Below are 23,516 nucleotides of genomic sequence, written 5' to 3' on the forward strand. Positions count from 1 at the left end.
GCCACTTCGATAGCATGGGATTCCGGCATCATCAGCGGACGGGGGCGCATGAGAGGTTGTCCTGCGCCCCGGCCTTCGGTCATCACGCGGCTGCGGGCGGCCGGCTGCGTGTTCGCCGAGGACGAAGCCCGGCTGCTGGGCGCCGCCGCCGCGACACCGGACGAGCTTGATGCCCTCGTGGAGCGGCGGGTTTCCGGACTGCCGCTTGAGCACATCCTCGGCTGGGTGGAGTTCTGCGGGCTGCGGGTCGAAGTGGACGCGGGGGTCTTTGTGCCCCGCCGCCGCACCGGGTTTCTGGTCCAGCAGGCCGCGCGGCTCCTGGCCGGAACCGGCCGTCCGCGGCGCGCGCCCGTCGTCGTCGACCTGTGCTGCGGCTCGGGGGCGGTTGGTGCCGCGCTGGCCGCGCTGGCCGGCCCGCTGGAACTCCACGCCGCGGACATCGACACCGCCGCGGTGCGCTGCGCGGTCCGCAACATCGTTCCGCTCGGCGGTGCGGTGCACGAAGGGGACCTTTACGAGCCTCTCCCGGCGCGGCTGCGCGGGCGCATCGACGTCCTGGCGGTCAACGCCCCGTACGTTCCCACCGCGGAAATCGGCACCCTTCCGCAGGAAGCCCGCCTGCACGAGCCGCGGGTTTCCCTCGACGGCGGCACAGACGGGCTGCAGGTCCAGCAGCGGGTGGCCGCCGCGGCGCTTCAATGGCTGGCGCCGGGCGGCCACCTGCTGGTCGAGACGAGCCGGCGGCAGGCGTCGCGGACGGTCGAGCTCTTCATCCGCAACGGACTCGCTGCGCGGGTGTCCAGCTCCGGAGCGCTGGACGCCACGGTGGTGATCGGAACAGCCGCGAGTGGTGCAACCGCCGGGCCGGCGGACCCGGCCTAGCTAGGAGATCTTGTCGGGATCGACGTTGGTCGCGGCTCCGGCCGGGGTGGCGCCTCCTTCGTCGGACCAGTCCTGCCCGTGCTGGTCGCTCAGCGCCGGGTCGGACTCGACGTCGGCGGCGGCTGAAGCGGCAGAAGGAGCGGACGCGGACGAGGTCCCCAGGTTCACGGTCTCCGGATGCGTGCTGTGCGCGGGGAAGCCGCCGACTGCGGCGTCGCCGTCCGGCTTACCGCCGCCCTGTGTCTCCGTGGGGGTCTGGTCACGGCGGACGGCTGAACCGATGACTGTCCCGGCGCGCCGGGCAGCCTCGCCGAGCTGTTCAGAGACCTCGGGGGCTTTTTCCTTCACTGCTGCAGTCGCCGCGGTCACCTTTTCCTGGACCGGCTCGCTTTCCCAAAGGGCCGCCGCGCGGGCCTTGAGCTTTTCGTAGGCTTCCCGCCCGGACCGTGATCCAAGAATGTAGCCTGCGGCGATTCCGGCTCCAAAAAGAACTTTGCCTTTCATGCTGTACTCCTGCTCCTCGGTGCTGCTCAAAAAAATATGGTGGTCTATTAAATCGTGGTGAGGCCGTGTGCCAAAAAACCGGCCCCGGGAAGAATCCCGGGACCGGCTTCGGTCGCGTCAGCTTTAGCGGGCTGAGCGCTTGGTGATCATGCCGTAAACGAGCAGGACGATGATCGCACCGCCGATGGCCAGGAGCCAGGTCGACAGCGAGAAGAACTCGTTGATGCCAGTGCCGAACAGCAGTCCGCCAATCCAGCCGCCCAGGATGGCGCCGACGACGCCGAGGAGCAAGGTGATGAAAATGCCACCGCCCTGCTTGCCCGGGAGGATTGCCTTAGCGATTGCTCCGGCGATAAGGCCCAGAATCAGAAATGCAAAAAAACCCATTTTTGTTGTTCCTTCTTCTTTCATTGAGGAGACACCCGGGTTGCCGAGTGCGCTTCATCCTTCTGCCCTAATACTAATCATGCTTAGCATAAAAGAGCCACTCCGGGACCGGATACTTTGGGCGGGGCGACTCATTGTGGGCCTCCCGGACGAGTCGGGGCAGGTGGAATGCGCGCCCGGCGGACAAATCACCACGCATAATCCTCCGGTGCGGTCCGGTACCCCGGGAAGATGCCGTCCAGCCGCTGGAGCGCCCCGGCATCGAGGACCAGGTCCAGGGCGCGGAGGGCCGACTCCAGTTGCTCCCGGGTGCGGGGACCCACAATCGGTGCGGTCACGGCGGGCTGGTGCAGCAGCCAGGCCAGCGCGACGTCCCCCGGTTCCCGGGCCAGCTCGCCGGCGAAATCCTCGAACTGGCGGATCTGTTCGCGGTGTTTCTCGAGGGTCGCGAGGGACCGGCCCTCGGTGCGGCGCGCGCCGTCGTGCCCTTTCTTCAGCACCCCGCCCAGCAGGCCACCCTGCAGGGGTGACCAGGGGATCAGCCCCAGCCCGTAGTGCTGTGCGGCCGGGATGACCTCCAGTTCCGCGTTGCGGGTCAGCAGGTTGTAGATGGACTGTTCGCTGACGAGCCCGTAGCTGTGCCGGCGTACGGCAGCCTCCTGCGCCTGGGCGATATGCCAGCCGGCGAAGTTGCTGCTGCCCGAATACAGGATCTTGCCCTGCTGAACCGCGACGTCGATCGCCTGCCAGATTTCATCCCACGGAGTCAGCCGGTCCACGTGGTGGAACTGGTAGAGGTCGATGTAGTCCGTCTGCAGCCTTTTCAGGCTCGCGTCCAGGGCACGGCGGATGCTCAGTGCCGAGAGCCTGGACTCGTTGGGCCGGTCCGTCATGGTGCCATAGAGCTTGGTGGCCAGCACGGTCCGCTCCCGGCGCTCGCCGCCCGTGGCGAACCAGCGGCCCAGGATTTCCTCGGTGCGGCCCCGGTGGCCGGCGCCGCCGTAGACGTTCGCGGTGTCGAAGAAATTGATGCCCGACTCCAGCGCTGAGTCCATGATGGAGCGGGCATCGGATTCCTCGGTCTGCGGTCCGAAGTTCATGGTTCCCAGGCAGAGCCGGGAGACTTTCAGGCCGGAGCGGCCGAGCTGCGTGTACTGCACGCGGTGGTCCTTCGCGGCTTAGCGCTCCAGCCGGAACCCGAGCTTGATGGTTACCTGCCAGTCGGCGATCGCGCCGTTTTCGAGGTGGCCGCGGATTTCCTTGACTTCGAACCAGTCGAGGTGCCGCAGGGTCTTGGCCGCCTCGGCGATGCCGTTGCGGACGGCGGCGTCAACACCCTCGTTCGACGTTCCGACAATTTCAGAAATGCTGTAAGTGTGATTAGACAACTTCGCTCCTCGTGATCGCCATCGATACCCGGCGGTGGGCCGTTCCTGCAGATTAGCCGACAGATCGCAGCGGGACTAGGGGCCGGAGGCCATGCCTCAGGATCCGGAGACCGGCCCCGGCTCGGGACGCTTGGGCGCCATCGGCGGGGCGTCGGCGCGCTTCCGGACCCGCTTGACCATCCAGGGAAGCAGGTAGTTGGTGAACCAGGCGAGGTCTCCGGCCTTGCTTTCGCGCCAGCTTCCGGCCGGCATGGGCTTGGGCTCCAGCGGACTCAGGCTGTGCGGGACGCTCAGGGATTCCAGCACCATCGCCGCGATGGTGTGGTGCCCCATCGGGGAGAAGTGCAGGCGGTCCGGGTCCCACATCCGCGGGTCCGAGAGCTGCCGCAGGGCCCAGAGATCGGCGATCACCCCGTGATGGCGCATGGCGATGGTCCGGATGTTCTCGTTGTAGACGGCGACCCTGCCGCGGTTGTGTCCCAGCAGCGGCGTGTCGCCCCAGTCGGGGCCGGTGAATAGCACGATGGTGGCGCCGGTGGCGCTGAGCTTGCCCACCGCGGCGTCGAGGGTGGCAGCGAGCCGGTCGGGATCGCTGCGGCGGAAGACAATGTCGTTGCCGCCGGCCGACAGCGTGACCAGGTCCGGCTGCAGCGCAATCGCGGGTCCGAGCTGCCGGTCCAGGATCTCGCGCAGGAGCAGTCCGCTGACGGCGAGGTTCGCGTACCGGAAATCAGGCCTTCCCTCGCTGAGTTCCTCGGCGATCCGGTCCGCCCAGCCCCTCATGCCGCCGGGGCTCAGGGGCTCCGGGTCCCCGATGCCCGAGGTGAAGGAATCTCCCATCGCGACATAGCGGCTCCACAGCCCCGCGTTCCAGGACCCGGTGCCAGCGCCCGCATTCCGGTCCGGGCCCCGTCGCGGGGCGGGGCCGCCGGCGCCGGCCTGGCCGGCGCCGGAATCCAGGAAACCGGCGGCGTTCACACTCCCAGAAATACGCCGAAATTGCGGGCTTCACTAGGTACTTAGGTCCCTAGCAGAGCGAGGGAGATCATACCCTGCGGGGCATCACTGATACGCAGGGGGGTATATCATGGAATGTAGCCCCGTTGATCCTGGAGGAACAGATGGAACTCGATCCCACCGACATGAAGCCCGTCATCAACCGACTTCGCCGTGCCCAGGGGCAGCTTGCCGCCGTCACGCGGATGATTGAGGAAGGTCGTGACTGCAAGAGCGTTGTCACCCAGCTGGCCGCGGTGTCCAGCGCGCTGGACAAGGCCGGATTCTCGATCATTGCCACCGGCCTGCAGCAGTGCATGCAGCAGGAGGACCCCAGCCTGGACCGGGCCGAACTCGAGAAGCTCTTCCTCTCGCTCGCCTGAGCCCCGCCCGCGCACGGTTGACCGCCCGCGCACGGCTGACTGCTGCTCGGCTGCGCCTTCTGCGTGCCGGCCGCGCGTTCCGCCGGCCTACCAGGCCGGAGTCCGGCCGGATGGTCAGGCCGGACGCTCCGCCAGGACGTAGGTCTTGAGGTCGTCCAGCGTCTGCTGCATGTGCGCGTCCATGGCGTCCCGGGCCTGGTGCGGATCCCGCGTCGCCAGCGCATCCGCGATCTTCCGGTGATGGCCGATCGCGTGCGCTTGGATTTCGCGCACCTTGGAGGTCTCGGTCCGCCGCTTTTCCAGCACCCGGTGCAGCGGCGCGAACAGCACGGCCACAAAAACATTCTCCGAGGCGCGCAGGATGAGGTCGTGGAAGGCAAGGTCCGCCGCCACGAACGCGGCGACATCGTGCTTCTCGTGCGCCTCGCGCATCGATTCCAGCTCCCCGTAGAGGGTCTTGAGGTCCGCGTCGCTGATCCGGCCCGCGGCGAGCTCGCAGGCGCCCGACTCCAGCATCCGGCGCAGCTCAATCAACTGAACGGCGGCCGCCGCGTCGTTCTTCCCCTCTGAGGCTGCCCGGAGGACGGCCTCCAGCGAGGCCCAGCGGCTCAGCGGGTTCACGAAGGTCCCGCGGCCGCGCTCGACGCTGAGGATCTGCTGGGCCTCCAGGGTCTTCATCGCCTCGCGGACCGTCATGCGGCTCACCTCATGGCGGGCGCTCAGCTCCAGCTCGCCGGGGACGGATGCCCCGGGCGGGAACTCGCCGGCAATGATCCGGTCCAGCAGTTCGTCCGCCACGACGCCGACCAGCGATTTCCTAGCCAATTTTCCCCATTCGCTGTCTCCGACCTGCCTGATGGACCAGTCTACTTGCGCGTCTTTGTGCCGTGTGCCACACTAGCATTCAAATGTTAGATGTCAGACATCTTACAAATCCCTTCCGCAGCTGAGTTCACCACAATGGAGTGCACGTGCCTTTTGAATCAGAGCTTTTCGAAGCCGAAGTGCTGGCCGCCTTCCCGGCGGAGGTCAGGATCCCGGCCCGGACCGTCGCCGACGCCCTCGCAGCCTCGTCGGTGCCGTCCCCCCGCATCCTGGTGGTGCTCGACGACGACCCGACCGGCACACAATCCGTCGCGGACCTGCCGGTCCTCACCCGCTGGGAAGTCGCCGACTTCACCTGGGCCTTCAACCACCGCATCAACGGCCGCCGCCAGGACGCCGTCTATGTCCTGACCAACACGCGGAGCCTGGACCCCGCCGAGGCTGCCGCCCGCAACGAAGAGGTGGTCCGGAACGCCCTCGCGGCCGCCGCCCTCGAAACCGACGGTGCCGGTTCGAAGCTGCGCCTTGGGTTCGTGAGCCGCAGCGACTCCACCCTCCGCGGCCACTACCCGCTGGAGCCGGACACGATCGCGGCAACCATCGCCGCCGTCAGCGGCGAGCCGACGGACGGCGTCGTGATCGTCCCGGCGTTTCCCGACGCGGGCCGCGTGACGATCGGCGGCGTGCACTACATGCGCGGCACCGGCGACGACGCCGGCAAGCTCATCCCGGTGGCCGACACCGAATTCGCCCGGGACGCCAGCTTCGGCTTCGCGAACTCGGAACTGGCCAAGTACGTCGAAGAGAAGTCCCAGGGCCGCTTCCCGGCAGACTCGGTGATCGTGCTGACCCTGGACGTGATCCGCGCCGCGGGCCGCGACGGCGACCCCCAGATCTCCGCGAGGGCCATCGCGGACGCCATCGACTCCGCCACGGACTCCACCCCGATCGTGGCCGACATCGTGACCGAAAACGATTTCCGGGCACTCGCCCTGGGCCTCGAGGAAGCCGAACGCCGCGGCAAGAAGCTGCTCTACCGCGTGGGCCCGCCGTTCGTCCGGGGCCGCATCGGCCAGGAAATCCGCACCGAACTCAGCGGCGAGGAGGCCTACGCCGGCAACACGCCCTCCGATGCCGGCGGCCTCATCGTGGTGGGCTCGCACGTCGGTGTCACGACCCGCCAGCTCAAGGCCCTCGTCGAACAGCACAGCGCCGCGCGCATCGTGGAGATCGACGTCGAAAAGCTGCTCGGCGGAGACTCCGAGGGCTACCTGGGCGACATCGTCCGGGACGTCGTGGAGTTCCTGCACAGCGACGACGTCATCCTCCACACCAGCCGGCTGCTCATCAAGGCCGACGACGCCGCCGAGAGCCTCCGGATTGCCCGCACCGTGTCCGCCGCCGTCGTCGCGGTGGTGAACCGGACCCTGAAGACGTTCCCGCCGCGCTTCGTCATCGCCAAGGGAGGCATCACCTCCTCGGACGTGGCCGCCCACGGCCTGGAAATCCGCCACGCGATCGTCCGCGGCCCCATGCTGCCGGGCATCGTCAGCCTGTGGGAGCCGGTGGACGGGCCCGCGAAGGGCATCCCGTACATCGTTTTCGCCGGCAACGTGGGCGATGACGAGTCCCTGGCCCAGGTCACCCGCAAGCTCAGCAACACCTTCTGACCCTCCCAACCACATTTCAATGGAGAAAACCATGAACTACAAAGTCACCGTCCTCGGCCTGGGCGCCATGGGACTGCCCATGGCCACCCGGCTGGCAACCCAGCTGACCGTCCACGGCTTCGACATCGCCGAGCCCCGCCTGGCGCTCGCCGAGGCCGCCGGCGTGCGAACGTTCGCCACCGCCCGTGAAGCGGCCGAGGGCGCCGACGCGCTGCTGCTGGCCGTGCGCAACGGCGAGCAGCTGGACGACGTCCTCTTCGGCGAGAACGGCGTCGCCTCGGCGCTGTTGCCGGGCGCCGTCGTGATCCTCGGCAGCACCGTGGGCACCGAAGCGATTCCCGCCACCGTTGCCCGGCTCGCGGAATTCGGCGTCGCCCTCGTGGACGCACCGCTCTCCGGCGGACCGAAGCGCGCCGGCGAGGGAGACCTGCTGATCGTCGTCGGCGCCGAACCGCAGGCGCTGGAAGCGGCCCGCCCGGTCCTGGAACTGCTGGCCTCCACCCTGACCGTCGTGGGGGACAAGCCCGGCGACGGACAGGCACTCAAGACCGTCAACCAGCTGCTCTGCGGGATCCACATCGCCGCGGCAGCCGAGGCCATGGCCCTCGCGGACGCCCTCGGTCTGGACCAGGCCAAGACCCTCGCGGCCCTGGAAGCCGGCGCCGCCGGGTCCTTCATGCTCTCCAACCGCGGCCCCCGCATCCTCGAGGCCTACACGGAAAACGGCGCGGAGGTCCTCAGCCGACTGGATATCTTCGTCAAGGACATGGGCATCGTCGGCAAGGCCACCCGAGCCGCCGGCCTCGCCGCGCCGGTGGCCGCCGCCGCCGAGCAGCTCTACCTCCTCGGCCAGGCCCAGGGCCTCGCCGCCGCCGACGATTCCGCCGTCATCAAGGTCCTCGCACCCACCAAGCGCACCGCCTAACAGGCCACCGCACCCCCAGATTCGCCAAGCCCGACGACGGCGGATCCCCCCTTTCCGCCGTCGTCGTACCAACCCTCCGGCCCTTCCCGGGACCGGTCCGTCAAAGGAGACACCCGATGAGCGCTCTCGCTCTCCTGGCCATAGCCGCAGCAGGCGTCGCCCTGCTGCTCGTGGCCGTCATCAAATTCAAGATCCCGGCCTTCCTGGCGCTGCTGGTTGTCAGCGTCGCCGTGGCCCTGGTCGCGGGCATCCCGCTGCCGGACATCGTCAAGACCGTCACCGAAGGCATGGGCGGCACGCTGGGCTCCGTCGCCATCCTCGTCGGCCTCGGCGCCATGCTCGGAAAGATGATTGAAGTTTCCGGCGGCGCCCAGGCGCTGGCCGGCAAGTTCACCGAGATGCTCGGACCCCGGCGCGTCATCGCCGCCCTGACGTCCGCGGCCTTCCTGCTGGCCATCCCCGTCTTCTTCGACGTCGGATTCATCATCCTGATCCCCATCATCTACGGCTTCTCCAAGGCCGCAGGGGTCAACCCGGTCAAGATCGGACTGCCGGTCGGCGCGATCATGCTGGCCATCCACGTGGTTGTTCCGCCGCACCCCGGCGTTGTTGGCGGCGCCGGCATCCTCAATGCGGACATCGGCTGGACCACCATCATCGGGCTCCTGATCTGCATCCCCGTCGGTGTGCTCGGCTACTTCGTTGCCAAGCGGCTCAACCGTCGCGACTACGCCATGCTCCCCGGCACCGCGGAGCAGTTCCGCCTCTTCGGCACCGGCAAATCAGAGGTCGAGCAGGACGCGCCCCCGTCCGGCGGCGTAGCCGTCAAGACCGCCGTCAAGACCGCCCCCAGCCCTGCCATGATCATCACCCTGATTGTCCTGCCGATCCTGATGATCATGGTCGGAACGGTCGGCGCCGTGCTGCTGCCCAAGGGCAGCCCGGCCGCCGACATCGCAGCCTTCGTCGGTTCACCCCTCATGGCCCTCCTGACCGCTCTCGGCATGGCCTACTACTTCCTCGGGATCCGCCGCGGCTGGTCCTCGCAGCACACCGGTGAGGTCATGGATTCCGCCCTTGCACCGACCGCCATCGTGATCCTGGTGACCGGCGCCGGCGGCGTCTTCGGAAAAGTCCTCACCGTCTCGGGCATCGGCAAGGCACTTGCCGAGGGGCTGCAGAGCGTGGGGCTCCCGCTGATCCTGATGGCGTTCGTGCTGGCCGCCGTGCTCCGCGCCTCCCAGGGTTCGGCCACCGTGGCCATCATCACCACCGCGGGCCTGCTGGCGACCTCCGTTGCCGACGGCGGATACTCGCCGGTGCAGACGGCGCTGATCCTGGTGGCCACCGGCTTCGGTGCGTTCGGCCTCAGCCACATCAACGACTCCGGCTTCTGGATCGTCACCCGGTACCTAGGACTGTCGGTTGCCGACGGGCTGCGCACCTGGACGGTCCTCACGACCATCCTGGGTGTGGCCGGCTTCGCCCTGACCTTCGTGGCCTGGATCCTGGTCGGAGGCCTGAGCGCCTGATGCGTGTCCGTCTCGACCAGTTAGTGGTCTCAGCCCTCCAGCAGGGATCGGCCGTCCCGGCCTTCACCTGCTACGACTTCACGACGGCGCTCGCCGTGGTGGGGGCAGCGGAGGAGGCCGGCCGCGGCGCCATCCTGCTCGTCTCGCCCAGCACGGCGGCCACCGCGAACGGCCACCGGCTGATCGCGGCGCTGCGCGGCCTGGCCGACGGCGCTGGGGTTCCGGTCGCCGTGCAGCTCGACCACGCCTCGGACCTCCGGGTGATTGCCGACGCCGTGGCAGCCGGGGCGGACTCCGTCCTGGTGGACGGATCATCGCTGGACTACGAGGACAACATTGCCCTGGTCCGGTCGGCACGCGCCGCCCTGGACGTGCTGGCGTCTGGTGGCGCGGGCGTCGGCCCGGAGATCGTGATCGAGGCCGAACTCGGCGGCCTTGCCGGCGACGAGGACCGGGCGTTCGGATCCGACGCCGCAGGCAACGCCCCGGCGGCCGGCACCGCCGGGCTCACCGACTCCGCCCAGGTGGAGGACTTCGTGGCACGGACCGGCGCCCAGCTGCTGGCCGTGGCCGTCGGCAACGTCCACGGCAAGTACAAGGGCGAGCCGGAGTTGCGCTGGGACGTTCTGCAGGACATCGCAGTGCGGACCCGCATTCCCCTGGTGCTGCACGGGGCCTCCGGAATCCCCGCCGCCGAGCTCGTCAAGGCGGCCGCCATGAACGTGGGCAAGGTCAATTTCAACACCGAGCTGCGTACCGGCGTCCTTGAGACCCTCGAGGCACGCACTGCGGCGCACCGGACCGACGGCGAGAACCTCCAGGGGCTGCTGGCCGACTGGGACGCCGCGGCCGGGACGTTTGCGGCCACGGCGCTGGCGACGCTCTCGCGCTGACCGCCGTCGGGCCGGCAGCCGGACGTCCGGGCCGGCATCAGAGTCCGGGACCGACGGCACTGGCCGCAGGCCCGGACAGGGCCGACAATGGGGGCAAACACAGCGGCGTCGACGCCCAATCAGCCAGGCGGGCGCGTCGGCAGGTCCCGAGGGGGCTCCATGGTTCGAGGGCAGCATGCAGGGGGCGGCCCAACCCCGAATCCGGACCGCGACCTGGTGATTGATCTCGCCAGATTCTTCTGCCTTGCGCTCGTGGTGGTGGCGCACACCATGATGGTCAGCCCGGTGCTGCACCCGGACGGCACCGTGACCTCCTACAACACGCTCGGCAACGAGAAGTGGTTCGAACCGGTGGTCTGGGTCCTGCAGGTCATGCCGCTCTTTTTCGTCGCAGGGGGAATGACCGGGCTGCAGTCCTGGCGCCGCCTGCGCGCCCGGGGCGGCAATACGTTCGACTTCATGCAGGCGCGGATGCTGCGGCTCCTGCGCCCTGCCGCCGTCCTGCTCGCGATGATGTTCACCGGTCTCTGGGCGGCGCGGCTGGGCGGGGTGGACCCCCAGGTCGTCGAGCTGCTGGTTTCCGGAGCGGGCATGCCGCTGTGGTTCCTGGCCGCCTATCTCGCGGCGCAGCTGAATCTTCCGCTGCTCGCTCGCCTGCACGCCCGGGCGCCCTGGCTGACCCTGGCGGGCCTTACGTCGCTGGTGGTGGCGGTGGACTGCCTGCGCGGGACGATGCCGGCGCTGGCGTACCTGAACATGGTCTTCCTGTGGTGCGCCGTGCAGCAGCTGGGTTTCTTCCTCGCCGACGGCGGACCGCTGGCACTCGGGCGCCCCGCACTGGTGGCCATCATCGCGGGCAGCAACCTGGTCCTGGGCCTGCTCGTATGGTTGGGACTGTACTCCGGGAACATGCTGGTGAACCTCAATCCGCCCAACCTGACCCTGTTCCTCCTGGGGGTCTCGCAGGCCGCCACCCTGCAGCTTCTCCGGCCCCTGCTTTTCGGCCTCGCGTCCGGGCGGCGGGTGCGGCGGTTCATTGGAGTCGCCGGACGGCGGTCGATGACCGTCTACCTCTGGCATCTGCCCCTGCTCGCCGCGATGTCCGGGCTCCTGCTGCTGACCGACTTTCCGCAGCCTGCCGGCGGTACCGCCGGATGGTGGTGGGGGCGCCCGCTCGTGCTGCTGGCGTTGATTGGGCTGCTGCTGCCCGTGCTGGCGCTCTTCGGCCGGCTGGAGGAACGCCCGACGGCGCCCGTCACGGCCCGGTCCCGCCCGGCGGCTGCCGTGCTGATGGCCGCCGTCGTCGTCTATGTTCCGGTAGCCGACGCCGCACTGAACGGACTGACGCTGGGACTGCTCGGCGGGGGCGCGGCCTGCTTCGCGCTCGCCGTCCTGCTGCTGGGGCGGATCCCGGCCCGGTTCCTGTCCGATCCGGGCTCCGGCGGATCGGGCCCGCCATTGCCACGCCCGCCATTAAGTGCCAATGTCGAACCATGACGGAGAACTCGGCAGCCACTGAAGACACGTTCAGCCCGAACGTATCCACCACCCGGAATGATGAGCTGCACCGCTACGAGCTCCACGTCGGCGAGAAACTGGCTGTCCAGATCCGCTTTATCGACGAGCCCGGCCATATCGACTTCATTCACACCGATACGGCGGAACAGTTCCAGGGCCAGGGGCTCGCCAAGGTGCTGGCCCACTTCGCGCTCGACGACGTCGTGGCGTCCGGCAAGAGGATCATTCCGAACTGCCCCTTTATGTACCGTTACCTGCGCCGGCACGACTCCTACACCCAGTACATCGACTGGCCGGAGCAGCCCCCGGCCGGAGCCTGAACCCCGGTCACAAGCGGGCCCGGCCGCCGGGACCGCTTGTGACCGGGGCGACAACCTCGTAAAGTTTTAGCAGAGTTATGCAGTTGGCTCTCGGACGTGTCCCTTTGGAGAACCCCGTGAACCATAAACTGCGTGTGCTTGTCCGTGTGGATGTCGATCCCGGACTCGTGACCCTCGAAGTCACCGGCTGCCTGACCCAATCAGATTTTCCCTCCCTGCTGCACATCATGCGGCGGGCCGGACGTCTCGGTGCAGGGACCGACGTCCTCGTCGACCTTCACGGTTCGTCCCACCTGGACCCGGAAATCCTCCTGCAGCTGAGGTCCATCGCGGACGGCGGCGTGTCCGCCGGGCCCGGCGGTGTGGCCCGGGACGTGACTGCTGGCGAAGAACAGCCCTTCCGCGTCACGCTGGCGGAGCCCGCGGACCTGCCGATCTGCCTGCTGCACGTGGGCCCGGAGGGTGAAGTCCTCGCCGGGCTGGAATCGGCCTGCAGCCCGATTCCCGCCGAGCTCAACACCATTAACGGCCTGGAGCTCGCCGAATACTTCGAGGGAACCCTGGACCCTGCCGCCACCGTCCGGGCACTGTCCGACACGGCCCTGTGCCAGCTCGCCGATGCCCTGTACCGGCACCTCGACACGAACAGCCCGTCCTTCGGCGCGCACACCTGGTATGAGCTGGCCACCGAAGAACTGCAGAACCGCCACCTGGGCGCCGCGCCCGATCCCGCGGAGGATGAACTGGCCGCGGGCCTGGCCTGACGACGGGGGAGCGGGGCTAAGCTGGCGCCATGACTGAACAAGCCGCGACGCCGGCTGCCACGACGGCCCTGATCACTGGAGCAAGCGCCGGGATCGGTGCGGAATTCGCCCGCCAGCTCGCCGAGCAGGGCCACGACGTGGTCCTCGTGGCCCGCGACGCCGCCCGGCTGCAGGCAACGGCCCGGGACCTGGAGAACCGGTACAGCGTACGCGCCGAAGTCCTGGCCGCCGATCTCGCGGACGACGCCGGAGTGGCGGCCGTCGTCGCCCGGCTGACGGATCCGGCCCGTCCGGTGGACATCCTCGTCAACAACGCCGGGATGGGCCTGCTGCACTCCTTCGAGGAGAACGACATGGCGGAGGAAACCCGGCACCTGAAGCTGCACGTCCAGACAGCCATGGAGCTGACCCATGCCGCCCTGCAGGGCATGCTCAGCCGGCGCTCCGGCAGGATCATCAATGTCGCCAGCGTGGCTGCGTTCCTTCCCCGGGGGAGCTACTCCGCGGCGAAGGCGTGGCTGGTCAGCTTCTCCCGCTGGGCCAACCTTGCCTATTCCAAACAGGGCGTGAACGTGACCGCGGTCTGCCCAGGATTCACCCACACCGAATTCCACGACCGGATGGGCATGGACAAGACGGTGACCCCGCGCTGGCTGTGGCTCCAGGCCGAGCGGGTGGTGCGTGAAGGCCTCGCTGACAACGCAAAGGGCAAAGCCGTCTCCATCCCGACCAAACGCTACAAGGTGCTGACCGCGGCAGCCCGCGTCCTCCCCGACCGGCTCGTGACAGGGCCAGCCCGCCGCGCGAAATAGGCGCCGGGCATCAAAGCGTATCCTCGGTGATCCGGACCGCCAGCATGCAGGTGGTCAGCCCGTCCAGGGTGTCGAGACGGACGTTCAATAGCCGCGACATCAGGGCCAGCCGCTTGCTCAAAGTGTTCCGGTGGATGTACAGCGCCTGGCAGACCCGGGACGGCTGGGCGTCGTGCTCCAAGTAGGCCCGGAGCGTGGGCAGCAGCTGGCCGTTGCTTGCCCGGTCGTAGTGGACGAGCGGAGCGAGCAGGTTCTCCGCGGCGGCGTGGGCGCCGCTGCCCGCGGTCGCCACCACCAGGGATCCGATGCTCATCGGGGCCGCGATGGAGGGGCCCTTGACCTCCCGTACCAGGCGCTGGACATGGGCCAGGCCAAGCCGCACCTCATCCACGCTGCGCAGCGGCCCCTTGATCACCAGGGGAAGCCCGGGGACCACCCGCCCGAGCGAGTCCAGCAGCCGGTCCGGGATCACGTCCCAGTCCGCGGCGGTATCGGTCCGGGCCTGCGCGAGGGCATAAAACGCGCCGCGATAGGTGAAGACGTGGGCATTGTTCAGGTGTTCCTGCACTGCCAGCCGAATCCGCCAGGCGCGCGGCAGCTGGCTCTTGTCCGGCTCGGCCACCACCAGGAAGGTGGGTGCGTGCGGGTCCAGGCCCGTGGCCCGGAACGTCCGGGTCAGCTCCTTCAGGGCCACGCCCTGCCAGTCCTCCAGCTGGTCCATCAGCCGCTCAAGCTTGGCCTGGTGCGGGACGCTGGCTTTAAAGGCGCTGTTGAGCTGCATGGCAAGAATGGACGACGCCGGCCCGATCAGGGTAGCGAGCGGCTCCCCGGCGATCCCGCCCCGGACCACCAGCTGGAAGTGGTCCGTACCGCCGGTGGGGAGCGCGAAGCTGGACCCGGCGGTGCCGCGCCCGTCGGTGCGGAGGTCCTCTGCCGTCCAGCGTGAACTGGCCGGCCAGCAGCTGATCAGCGCGCCGGTGGTGTCAAAGACCGCGCAGTGGCCTCCTGCCGCGGCGCCCACCTCCGCCAGCACGGCCTTGAGCGATCCGCCGGACCGCGCGGCCTTTGCGCACAGGTCGGCCAGCTCCCACGACTGCCGGGTGAGGGCAAAGCGCTCGGCCTCGAGGACGCTCGTGACGAAGCGCTGCAGTTGCAGGGCCGGAACCACGCTGGGAACCTCCAGCAAGGGAATCCCATGGGCCTTGGCCGCCTCCACCAGCGGGGTGGGAATCAGCCGGTGAGCCACGCCCGTGACGAACGCGATGGCACAGACGGGGACGCCGGCCAGCCGTTCGACGTAGGCGTCCCAGGTCCGCTGGTCGAAGAAGTTGAAGCCGATTCCGTGGGTGATGAGCAGGCAGTTGGCGCCCAGGAAGGGCGTGGGGTCCAGGAACTCCGCCGGGGCGGTGTAGCTGATGGACGTGGCCAGGCTCTTCGCCGTGGAGGGGGTGTGCAGCCTGAGCTGAAGCGAGTCCTCCGCCAACAGATCCTGCACTCTCATGATGCCCTCCCGGTGCGCCGTCGACGTCAGAAAAACGGTGTGCAGACTGCACACTTGCTTACAAAGTTAGTGGACATTTGCCCACTATGTAAGGCGGGGGGCAATCCCTAATGTTGAATGCATGAAGAATGTTAATGTGGCGAATGTCACAGCCGAAATCGAGATAAATTCGGACATGGGCGAAGCGTTCGGGCTGCACAGCTTCGGCAACGATCTGGCGCTGATGGAAATCATTGATGTCGCCAACGTGGCTTGTGGTTTCCACGCAGGGGACCCGGACACCATGGAAGAAACCGTCGCGGCAGCCAAGGCGCACGGCGTGCGGATCGGTGCGCACCCGGGCCTGCCGGACCTGACCGGATTCGGGCGCCGGGAAATGAAACTGACCCCGGCGGAGGTCGAGTCCATCATCCTGTACCAGACGGGTGCCCTCGTGGGCTTCCTGAAGAAGGCCGGGCTGGAACTCAACCACATCAAACCCCACGGCTCCCTGTACGGGATGCTCTCGCGGGACCCCGAGCTGATGCGGGCCGCCGCGAACGTCGCCGCGCTCTATGGAGTCCCGATGTTCGGGCTCGCCGGAACAGCGCACGAAAGCGTCTGCGCGGAAATGGGCGTGCCGTTCGTCGGGGAACTCTACGTGGACCTGAACTACAACCCCGCCGGCCAGCTCATCATCCAGCGCCGGCCCGAGGCCACGGATCCTGCCAGGGCCGCCGAGCGCGTGCGCCGGGTCCTCAAGGACGGACTCGTGGAAACCTCCGACGGCTCCACTGTAAGCATCGACTTCACCAGCATCTGCGTCCACTCCGATGCCCCCGGTTCGCCGGCCGTGGCACGGGCCGTACGGGAGGCCCTGGACGCCGGCAGCCGATGATCTGCCATGCACTGCCCCACCCACCGCAACTGAAAGGCACCCCATGTCACACCAAGTCACCTCGCCGCTTCCCGGAGTGTTCTACCGCAAGCCCGGCCCGGACAAGGATCCCTACGTGCAGGAAGGCGACCGCGTCGAGGCGGGCCAGACCATCGGCGTCGTCGAAATCATGAAGCAGTTCAGCGAAGTCAAGACGGAAGTGGCCGGGAACCTGGTCAAGTTCGAGGTGTCGGATTCGGGCACGGTCAACCCGGGTGACGTCATTGCAGTGATAGAGGAAAAACCATGAAGAAACTGCTTATAGCCAACCGCGGGGAGATCGCGGTACGGATTATCCGCACAGCCCGGGAACTGGGGATCCGCACGGTGGTGGTGGCCAGCGAACCCGATGTCGACGGACTGGCGGCCCGGCTTGCGGACGAACACGCGGTCATTGGCCCCGCCCCGGCCAGCCAGAGTTACCTGGACCATGCCGCAGTCCTGAAAGCGGCAGCGGACTTCGGCTGCGACGCGGTGCACCCCGGTTACGGGTTCCTGTCCGAGAACGCCGTGTTCGCCCGGGCGGTCATCGACGCGGGGCTCATCTGGGTGGGCCCGTCGCCGGAAGCCATCGAGCTGATGGGGGACAAGGCGCAGGCCCGGCAGGCGGCCGAGGCGGCGGGAGTCCCCACCCTGCGCGGAACCCACGGCGAGGCCCCGACCGGCGACGCGCTGCTGGAAATCGCGGCCGAAATCGGCTACCCCCTGGTGGTCAAGGCGGCCGCCGGCGGCGGCGGTCGCGGAATCCGGCTCGTGACACGGGCGGAGGACCTGGCCTCGACCGTCGAAGTGGCGCAGGCCGAGGCGGCCGCCGCGTTTGGCAGCGCTGCCGTCTACCTGGAGAAGTTCGTGGAACGCGCACGGCACGTTGAGGTCCAGGTTCTCGGCGACGGCACCAACGTGGTCCATCTCGGGGACCGGGACTGCTCCATGCAGCGGCGACAGCAGAAAATCCTGGAGGAAGCACCCGCCCCGGACCTGCCGGACGCCGTCCGGCAGCACATGCTGGAGTCCTCCGTGGAACTCGCCCGGCAGTGCCACTACAAGGGGCTGGGCACCGTCGAATTCCTGTACGACGCGGTCAACCACGAGGTGTCCTTCATCGAGATGAACACCCGTCTGCAGGTGGAGCACCCCGTCACGGAAATGGTCACCGGCCTGGACCTGGTCCGGGAACAGCTGCTGATTGCCGCCGGGGAGCCGCTACGGATGCGGCAGGAAGACGTCGTCTTCCGCGGCCACGCCTTCGAATTCCGGCTCAACGCCGAAGACCCGTCCAAGGGCTTCATGCCCAGCCCCGGGCTGCTGGAGCGCCTCGACTGGCCGGGCGGGCCCGGTGTCCGCATCGACTCCGGCTTCGTCGCCGGATCCACGGTCATGCCTTTCTACGACTCGCTGCTGGCGAAGATCATCGTCTGGGACGAGACCCGGGACGAGGCCATCGGCCGGTCCATCCGTGCCCTGGACGAGATCACGATCGAGGGCGTCTCCACCACGATTCCGCTGCTGAGCGCCGTGCTGCACCGGCCGGAACTGAAAACCGTGGAACACCACACCAAGTTCATCGAAACCTGCCCGGAGATCCTGGGGGACCTGTCATGAGCGATACCCTGAGCGCCGACTCGCTGAAGGGCACGGCACGCTACACCTGGGGCGGCGACGAGTTCCTCTTTGTGGAAATCTCCGAGGCGATGAGCCTGGCCGCGAACTTCAAATCCAACTCGATGGCCACCCGGCTCGGCGGCCGGGCGCTGCCGGGAGTGACCGAAATCTGCCCCGCCAACGCGTCCCTGCTGGTCCGCTTCGACCCCGACGTGCTGGGCGCCGCGGAACTGGAAGCTGCAACCCGGGAGATCGAAGTCGAGGTGGACAACACCGCGCACCCGGTGCTGAACACCCGGCTGATCGAAGTGCCGGTCTGGTATGACGACCCGTACACGAGGGAAACCGCGGCACGCTTCCGCAGCGGCCACCAGCGGCCCGAGGGGACCGACCTGGACTTTGCGGCCGAGGTCAACAACCTCTCCGGTGCCGCGGAGTTCATCCGGCGCCATCACAGCAGCCCCTGGCTGGTTTCGATGGTCGGGTTTGTCGCCGGTCTGCCGTTTATGTTCCAGATGGTGCCCCGCGAGCAGCAGCTGGAGGTGCCGAAGTACCTCAGCCCGCGCACCGACACGCCACCGCTCACCGTCGGCCACGGCGGGTGCTTCGCCTGCATCTACTCCGTCCGCGGCGCCGGCGGCTACCAGATGTTCGGCATCGCGGCGGCGCCGATCTTCGACCCTGCGCAGTCCCTGGCGGACTTCAGGGACTTTATGGTCTTCTTCAAACCCGGCGACATCGTCAAGTTCCGGCCCATCGATGAGGACGAATACAAGGTCATCAAGGGTCAGGTGGAGGCGGGCACCTTCGTCTACAAGCAGGTGCCGGTCACGTTCGACCTGGCCGAGGCCCTCGGCGACCCCGAGAGCTACAACACCAAGCTATTGGAGAACCTCAATGACTCTTGAGATCTTGGAACCCGGCCTGTCAACGACGGTCCAGGACCGGGGACGATTCGGCCACTACAACGTGGGAATCCCGCAGGGCGGCTCCATGGACCAGCTCTCCGCGGAGATCGTGAATGCCCTGGTGGGCAACAGCCTTGAGGAAGCGGTGCTGGAGTGCACCTACCTTGGCCCGAAGTTCCGCACCTCCGAACCCGCGGTCGTCGCCGTGGGCGGGGCCCCGGTGGACGTGAAAGTCAACGGGGCCACCGCCCCGCAATGGGAAGCCATCGAGCTGGCCGCCGGCGACGAGGTGTCCTTTGGCTTCCTCCAGGGCGGCACCCGCTATTACGTGGCAATTCGCGGCGGCATCGACGTGCCCCTGGTGCTTGGCAGCCGCTCCACCTACGCGCTCGGCGCCCTGGGCGGCTATCAGGGGCGCAAGCTCGCCGCCGGGGACGAGGTCCCGGTCGGTGACTCGGCCTCCGGGGACGTCCTGGCCGGCATCGCCCCGGAGCTGCGGCCGGCGTTTCCGGCCGAAACGGAGATCAGGGTCCTGTTGGGCCTCTACGACCACCGGCTGACCGCCTCAGGGCTCGCGACCCTGCTGGATTCGACCTGGACCCTCACCCCGGTGGCCGACAGGACCGGCCTGCGGTACAGCGGGCCGCAGATCGAATGGAAGGCGCGGGAGCAGCCCTTCGGCGCCGGATCCGATCCCTCCAACATCGTCGACGCCGGCTACGCGGTGGGTTCCATCCAGATCCCCGGCGGCAACGAACCGATCGTCCTGCACCGCGACGCGGTGTCCGGGGGAGGCTACGCCATGGTCGCCACCGTCATCAGCGCCGACATGGACCAGCTCGCCCGCAGCGCCCCCGGCACCAAGACCCGGTTCGTCGCCGTGACCATGGAGGAAGCCGTCGCGGCCCGGGCGGAAGGCAAAGCCCTCCGCCGCTCCATCTGGGGATAACCACCCCATCGCCCCGTGGTTCCCGCCACCGGCTCCATAAATGCATCACTACAACACCAGAGGTGTCGCTTTGTCGTACTCAAATCTCGTTATGCCCGCGGATCAGCGGGTCGGCAAATGGTCGCTGACCATGGCTTGGTGGGCCCTGTTCTCGGCCATGTTCTGGATCTACGTGGCTGTCGCCTCGGCCGGTGCCGTGGGTGTGCCGAACACCCTCATCGGCATGGTCCTCACCATCGCCACCTACGGGATCATCAACCTGGTGCTTTCCCGCTACGCTGCCCGGACCGGCCTGACGGTGAGTGTTTTCTCCCGGACCCTGTTCGGGCTGCTGGGCTCGGCGCTCGCGTCGCTGATCTTCGCGGCCACGGCGATCTACTACGCCGTCTTTGAAGGCTCCATCATCGCCGTCGCGTTCCACGAGTATTTCGGCGGCGACATCCTGATCTGGTACGCCGCCGTCGTGATCTACGCCGTGCCGCTGGCGGTCGGTGGCGTCCAGCACTGGCTGGACCGGCTCAACGGCTTCCTGCTCCCGTTCTATTTCGCGGGGCTCATTGCCGTCGTCATCGCGGCGACCGTCATCCGCGGGGTCCCCACCGACTGGATCGGTGAGGCCGCGGCCGGCTCCGCACTGCCCGGCTGGCTGACGTCCTACCTGATCTACATGGGCGTCTACATCATGATGATGTACACCTTCGACTACGCCCGGATGGGCAAACGCGAGGACCGGAGATTCCTTGGCACCCTCACCTTCGGCTGGGTGTTCTACGCCTTCACGTTCGGGCTGAACGGCCTGGTCGGCATCTACATCATGAGCGCCTGGGGGCTGGAGGCGTCCGAGACGGGCGTGGTCACGGCCTTCATTTCTTCGCTGGGAATCTGGGGTGTGCTGGTCATCTTCATCTCGCAGACCCGCATCAACACGGCCAACTACTTCCTCGCCTCGACGAATCTCTCGGCCTTCGCCCACCGCGCGTTCGGCCTCAACCTGCCCAGGTATGTCTGGGTGATCGTCTCCGGCGCGCTGGCCTACCTGCTGATGCTCACGGACGTGCTGAGCTACCTGCTCAAGGCGCTCGCCTGGCAGGGAGTCTTTGTCACGGCCTGGGTGGCGATCGCGCTGACGTACATTGCCATCAACTGGAAAGAGCAGCGGTATCTCCCGGAAGTCCGGCCGGGCCGGCTGAAGCCGGTCACCGCCGGAGCCGTCGCGTGGCTGATCGCCTCCGCCACCGGCATCCTGCTGACCGAGCAGACGGCGCTGCCCGTGGTCTCGCAGCTCACGCCACTGATCACCATGGCACTGGCCGCCGGCCTGTACTACGCCGCGTACAAGCTGTCCCCGCCGCCGGTCATGGACGGGCAGAAGGACCTCACGCCGGAGGAACACGCCGAACTCCTGGCTGCAGAACCGCAGTAACCGGCGCCGCGGGCGCCGGACACGCCTAAGGCCTGCCCTGCGTGCTTCCCCCAACGGGTAATCACGCAAGGCAGGCCTCAATGGGCGGGACTTCGCTACAGAATCCGGATTAGCCGGCTGGGCTCAGGATGAACCCGGCCGGGCTGCCAGAGGGCAAGCTCAGGCTCCGGCGGGAACCTTTTCGTTGTCTCGGGCCGCCGTCGAACCGGCAACTGAATCCGCCGGCCCCGTGGTGAACGGCATGTCCATTTCCACCAGGTCGATCAGCGGGTTCTCGTCTTGGTTTGCAACGAGTTCCTTGGCCTCGGCCTGGGAGTCCACGCTGGGCATGGAGCCCGGCAGGGGTCGGTTGGCCGATTCCTTGAGGAAGTAAATCGCAACGGCACCGATCGCCGAGGTGGCCATCAGGTAGTAGGCCGGCATCATGTCATCTCCGGTGGCGCCGATGAGGGCGGCAACGATGAAGGGAGTGGTGCCGCCGAAGATGGCCACGGAGAAGTTGTACGCGATGCCCATGGCGCCGTAACGGCTCGCCGTCGGGAACTGTGCCGGCAGGGCCGAGGCCAGGTTGGCCACGTAGAACGTGACCGGGAAGGCGACGAGGGCGAGACCCAGGAGGGTCGACCAGATTTCTCCGACGCCGATCAGCATAAACGCGGGGACGACCAGCACAATGGTGCTGCCGGCGCCGATCCACAGCACGGGGCGGCGGCCGATCCGGTCGGACAGCTTGCCGGTCAGCGGGATGCACAGGCTCATGATGACCAGCACGGGGATGGTCAGCAGGGTGCCGTGCACGGGATCGTAACCCTTGGACTCGGTGAGGTACGTCGGCATGTAGGACGTCAGGGCGTAGCCTGCGGTGTTCGCGGCTGCGACCAGAATCATGGCGACGATGAGTGAACGCCAGTAGGCCTTGACGATGCCGACGGGGCCCTTGGAGGCGGTGACGTCGGCGGACGTGGCGTCCTTCGCGTTCGCCTCCTGGGCGTCCAGGGTGGCCTGGAACTGCGGGGATTCCTCGATCCTGTTACGGAAGTAGACCGCGATCAGGCCCAGCGGGCCGGCAATGAGGAACGGGATCCGCCAGCCCCACTCCTCCATGGCGCTCTGGCCGAGAGTCAGCTGCAGGACGGAGACGAGGGCGGCGCCGAGGGCGAAGCCGAGGTAGCTGCCCATGTCCAGGAAGCTGGCGAAGAAGCCGCGGCGCTTGTCCGGGGAATATTCACTCACGAAAGTGGTGGCACCGGCGTACTCGCCGCCGGTGGAGAAGCCCTGGACGACCTTGAGCAGCACCAGCAGGGCAGCAGCCCACATGCCGATCTGCGCGTAGCCGGGCAGCAGGCCGACGGCGAACGTGCTCGCGGCCATCAGCATCAGGGTCCAGGCGAGGACCTTCTGGCGTCCCACCTTGTCGCCGAGCCAGCCGAAGATGACTCCGCCCAGCGGGCGGGCAATGAAGGTGGCGGCGAACGTGCCCAGCAGGAACAGGGTCTGCACGGACTTGTCCGCCTCGGGCAGGAACACCGGCCCCATGGTGGTGATCAGGTAGCCGAACACGCCGACGTCGTACCATTCCATGGTGTTACCCACGATGGTGCCGCCGAGGGCTTTTTTGAGCATCGGCTTGTTGACGACGTTGACGTCGGACTCTTTGAGTCGACGGCGCGTCCGTAGCCTTGGTTTCTTCGCACCCGTGGGTGCGACTGGGTAGGTTCCGCTGGCGTTCATAACGCCTGCTGAAGAGTCGGTCGTGCTTCGGTCTTTGGGCATTTGGGCCGCTCCTAGGGAGGTCATTTGCTTGCGACTTGTAGCTGCCCCGCTCTGGGCAGACCTTCAATTTTACGCGATTTCCATGGTGTTTCCGAGTTTGGTGCCGTATGATCCGGTGTTTCGGCCCGGATCGGGGTCCCGTTGGCGGTTTTCTTTTCCGCGGTTTCACCGCGCCGTTGCTGGGAAACCCCGGCCCGCGCCGGGTGCTGCGGAAACTTTTTCGCCGCGGGACCGCCGGAGGGCGGAAATCCGGGCCAAATGGCACTGTTGCGGCCCGCATGATCTGCCCTTCGACGGGCCCCGCCGCACCGCAAAAAAGGGGGTACCCAAGGGATCGGGAATGCGCTTAGGGTTGACATCAGCGCAGTGCTGACCACGAGCCACCCAAGGAGAACAGTCCATGACTGGCAAAGAGACCAAGAAGAGCGACAACAGCGGGGCCGAGGGCGACGAGAAGTCCCAGGCCAAGCAAGGGAAGGGCATCAAGTCGCGCCTCACGGACGCCCAGCGGGAGATGCTCGAGAGCAAGTCCCGGGGCGGCGCCGCCTCACAGAGTGTGGGCCACAGCCACAAGCCCACGCACGTCAGCGGCAAGCAGGGCCCGGCGGAGAAGAAAGTCCGCTGGTAGCCCTAGAGACATCGCAC

Annotated in this window: 25 protein-coding genes; 17 read left to right on the forward strand and 8 right to left on the reverse strand. The window is 67.7% G+C overall.

Annotation, left to right across the window (positions count from 1 at the left end):
• Window positions 1–48 precede the first annotated feature (48 nt).
• Window positions 49–882 (forward strand): putative protein N(5)-glutamine methyltransferase, encoded by an 834-nt coding sequence (locus AC06G6_RS01595; RefSeq protein ID WP_479825723.1) that lies wholly within the window; start codon window positions 49–51, stop codon window positions 880–882.
• Here the strand turns inward: AC06G6_RS01595 and AC06G6_RS01600 are convergent, their stop codons facing one another.
• From AC06G6_RS01600 to AC06G6_RS01620, 5 genes are all read right to left on the reverse strand, one after another.
• Complete coding sequence (locus AC06G6_RS01600) at window positions 883–1,416, reverse strand: hypothetical protein (RefSeq protein ID WP_479825725.1); 534 nt, start codon at window positions 1,414–1,416, stop codon at window positions 883–885.
• 93 nt (window positions 1,417–1,509) lie between these two features.
• Window positions 1,510–1,773: a GlsB/YeaQ/YmgE family stress response membrane protein gene (locus tag AC06G6_RS01605; RefSeq protein ID WP_307457956.1), complete on the reverse strand. Its 264-nt coding sequence runs from the start codon at window positions 1,771–1,773 to the stop codon at window positions 1,510–1,512.
• 188 nt (window positions 1,774–1,961) lie between these two features.
• Window positions 1,962–2,933, reverse strand: coding sequence for an aldo/keto reductase (locus tag AC06G6_RS01610; protein ID WP_479825727.1), 972 nt, complete (start codon window positions 2,931–2,933; stop codon window positions 1,962–1,964).
• An 18-nt stretch (window positions 2,934–2,951) separates the two neighbouring features.
• Complete coding sequence (locus tag AC06G6_RS01615) at window positions 2,952–3,161, reverse strand: dodecin (RefSeq protein WP_479825729.1); 210 nt, start codon at window positions 3,159–3,161, stop codon at window positions 2,952–2,954.
• Between the two features lie 96 nt (window positions 3,162–3,257).
• The gene (locus AC06G6_RS01620; RefSeq protein WP_479828816.1) at window positions 3,258–4,001 is read right to left on the reverse strand and encodes an SGNH/GDSL hydrolase family protein; all 744 of its coding nucleotides are present in this window, start codon (window positions 3,999–4,001) and stop codon (window positions 3,258–3,260) included.
• A gap of 281 nt (window positions 4,002–4,282) precedes the next feature.
• On the opposite strand from AC06G6_RS01620, the gene AC06G6_RS01625 reads away from it, so the two are divergent.
• Entirely contained in the window at window positions 4,283–4,540 is a 258-nt protein-coding gene (locus AC06G6_RS01625; protein ID WP_018774886.1) for a metal-sensitive transcriptional regulator, read from the forward strand.
• Window positions 4,541–4,654: 114 nt separating this feature from the next.
• Here AC06G6_RS01625 and AC06G6_RS01630 read toward each other — a convergent pair whose 3' ends face one another.
• Window positions 4,655–5,365: a FadR/GntR family transcriptional regulator gene (locus tag AC06G6_RS01630; protein WP_479825732.1), complete on the reverse strand. Its 711-nt coding sequence runs from the start codon at window positions 5,363–5,365 to the stop codon at window positions 4,655–4,657.
• Window positions 5,366–5,511: 146 nt separating this feature from the next.
• Between AC06G6_RS01630 and AC06G6_RS01635 the strand changes: the two genes are divergently transcribed.
• The 8 genes from AC06G6_RS01635 to AC06G6_RS01670 all read left to right on the forward strand — a co-directional run bounded on the left by AC06G6_RS01635 (window position 5,512) and on the right by AC06G6_RS01670 (window position 13,799).
• Entirely contained in the window at window positions 5,512–7,035 is a 1,524-nt protein-coding gene (locus AC06G6_RS01635) for a four-carbon acid sugar kinase family protein (protein WP_479825734.1), read from the forward strand.
• Window positions 7,036–7,054: 19 nt separating this feature from the next.
• Window positions 7,055–7,960 (forward strand): NAD(P)-dependent oxidoreductase, encoded by a 906-nt coding sequence (locus tag AC06G6_RS01640; RefSeq protein ID WP_479825736.1) that lies wholly within the window; start codon window positions 7,055–7,057, stop codon window positions 7,958–7,960.
• A gap of 116 nt (window positions 7,961–8,076) precedes the next feature.
• A complete protein-coding gene (locus tag AC06G6_RS01645; RefSeq protein ID WP_479825738.1) occupies window positions 8,077–9,492 on the forward strand; it encodes a GntP family transporter in 1,416 nt (471 codons plus the stop codon).
• Window positions 9,492–10,385 carry a class II fructose-bisphosphate aldolase gene (locus AC06G6_RS01650; protein ID WP_479825740.1) on the forward strand — a complete coding sequence of 298 codons (894 nt, stop codon included), beginning with the start codon at window positions 9,492–9,494 and terminating at the stop codon, window positions 10,383–10,385. Before AC06G6_RS01645 ends, AC06G6_RS01650 begins: the two co-directional genes overlap by 1 nt.
• A gap of 159 nt (window positions 10,386–10,544) precedes the next feature.
• Window positions 10,545–11,882: an acyltransferase family protein gene (locus AC06G6_RS01655; RefSeq protein ID WP_479825742.1), complete on the forward strand. Its 1,338-nt coding sequence runs from the start codon at window positions 10,545–10,547 to the stop codon at window positions 11,880–11,882.
• On the forward strand, window positions 11,879–12,223 hold the full coding sequence (locus AC06G6_RS01660; RefSeq protein ID WP_307457982.1) for a GNAT family N-acetyltransferase: 345 nt from the start codon (window positions 11,879–11,881) through the stop codon (window positions 12,221–12,223). Before AC06G6_RS01655 ends, AC06G6_RS01660 begins: the two co-directional genes overlap by 4 nt.
• A gap of 116 nt (window positions 12,224–12,339) precedes the next feature.
• Entirely contained in the window at window positions 12,340–12,987 is a 648-nt protein-coding gene (locus tag AC06G6_RS01665; protein WP_479825744.1) for a hypothetical protein, read from the forward strand.
• Window positions 12,988–13,016: 29 nt separating this feature from the next.
• Window positions 13,017–13,799 carry an SDR family NAD(P)-dependent oxidoreductase gene (locus AC06G6_RS01670; protein ID WP_479825746.1) on the forward strand — a complete coding sequence of 261 codons (783 nt, stop codon included), beginning with the start codon at window positions 13,017–13,019 and terminating at the stop codon, window positions 13,797–13,799.
• Between the two features lie 10 nt (window positions 13,800–13,809).
• Here the strand turns inward: AC06G6_RS01670 and AC06G6_RS01675 are convergent, their stop codons facing one another.
• Window positions 13,810–15,300: a helix-turn-helix domain-containing protein gene (locus AC06G6_RS01675; RefSeq protein WP_479825748.1), complete on the reverse strand. Its 1,491-nt coding sequence runs from the start codon at window positions 15,298–15,300 to the stop codon at window positions 13,810–13,812.
• A gap of 121 nt (window positions 15,301–15,421) precedes the next feature.
• Between AC06G6_RS01675 and pxpA the strand changes: the two genes are divergently transcribed.
• The 6 genes from pxpA (at window position 15,422) to AC06G6_RS01705 (ending at window position 21,098) form a co-directional block, all read left to right on the forward strand.
• Window positions 15,422–16,177, forward strand: coding sequence for a 5-oxoprolinase subunit PxpA (gene pxpA, locus AC06G6_RS01680; protein WP_479825750.1), 756 nt, complete (start codon window positions 15,422–15,424; stop codon window positions 16,175–16,177).
• 43 nt (window positions 16,178–16,220) lie between these two features.
• Window positions 16,221–16,466 (forward strand): acetyl-CoA carboxylase, encoded by a 246-nt coding sequence (locus AC06G6_RS01685; protein WP_307457994.1) that lies wholly within the window; start codon window positions 16,221–16,223, stop codon window positions 16,464–16,466.
• Window positions 16,463–17,818, forward strand: a complete 1,356-nt coding sequence (locus AC06G6_RS01690) for an acetyl-CoA carboxylase biotin carboxylase subunit (protein WP_479825753.1) — start codon at window positions 16,463–16,465, stop codon at window positions 17,816–17,818. Before AC06G6_RS01685 ends, AC06G6_RS01690 begins: the two co-directional genes overlap by 4 nt.
• Window positions 17,815–18,726, forward strand: coding sequence for a 5-oxoprolinase subunit B family protein (locus AC06G6_RS01695; RefSeq protein ID WP_479825755.1), 912 nt, complete (start codon window positions 17,815–17,817; stop codon window positions 18,724–18,726). Before AC06G6_RS01690 ends, AC06G6_RS01695 begins: the two co-directional genes overlap by 4 nt.
• Window positions 18,716–19,675, forward strand: a complete 960-nt coding sequence (locus AC06G6_RS01700; RefSeq protein ID WP_479825757.1) for a 5-oxoprolinase subunit C family protein — start codon at window positions 18,716–18,718, stop codon at window positions 19,673–19,675. Before AC06G6_RS01695 ends, AC06G6_RS01700 begins: the two co-directional genes overlap by 11 nt.
• A gap of 91 nt (window positions 19,676–19,766) precedes the next feature.
• Complete coding sequence (locus AC06G6_RS01705; RefSeq protein ID WP_479825759.1) at window positions 19,767–21,098, forward strand: purine-cytosine permease family protein; 1,332 nt, start codon at window positions 19,767–19,769, stop codon at window positions 21,096–21,098.
• Window positions 21,099–21,257: 159 nt separating this feature from the next.
• Here the strand turns inward: AC06G6_RS01705 and AC06G6_RS01710 are convergent, their stop codons facing one another.
• Window positions 21,258–22,871: an MFS transporter gene (locus AC06G6_RS01710; protein WP_479825761.1), complete on the reverse strand. Its 1,614-nt coding sequence runs from the start codon at window positions 22,869–22,871 to the stop codon at window positions 21,258–21,260.
• A gap of 400 nt (window positions 22,872–23,271) precedes the next feature.
• Between AC06G6_RS01710 and AC06G6_RS01715 the strand changes: the two genes are divergently transcribed.
• Entirely contained in the window at window positions 23,272–23,499 is a 228-nt protein-coding gene (locus tag AC06G6_RS01715) for a hypothetical protein (RefSeq protein ID WP_479825763.1), read from the forward strand.
• The last annotated feature ends 17 nt before the right edge of the window (window positions 23,500–23,516 follow it).

The sequence above is a fragment of the Arthrobacter sp. CJL-S3 genome, assembly GCF_056711635.1.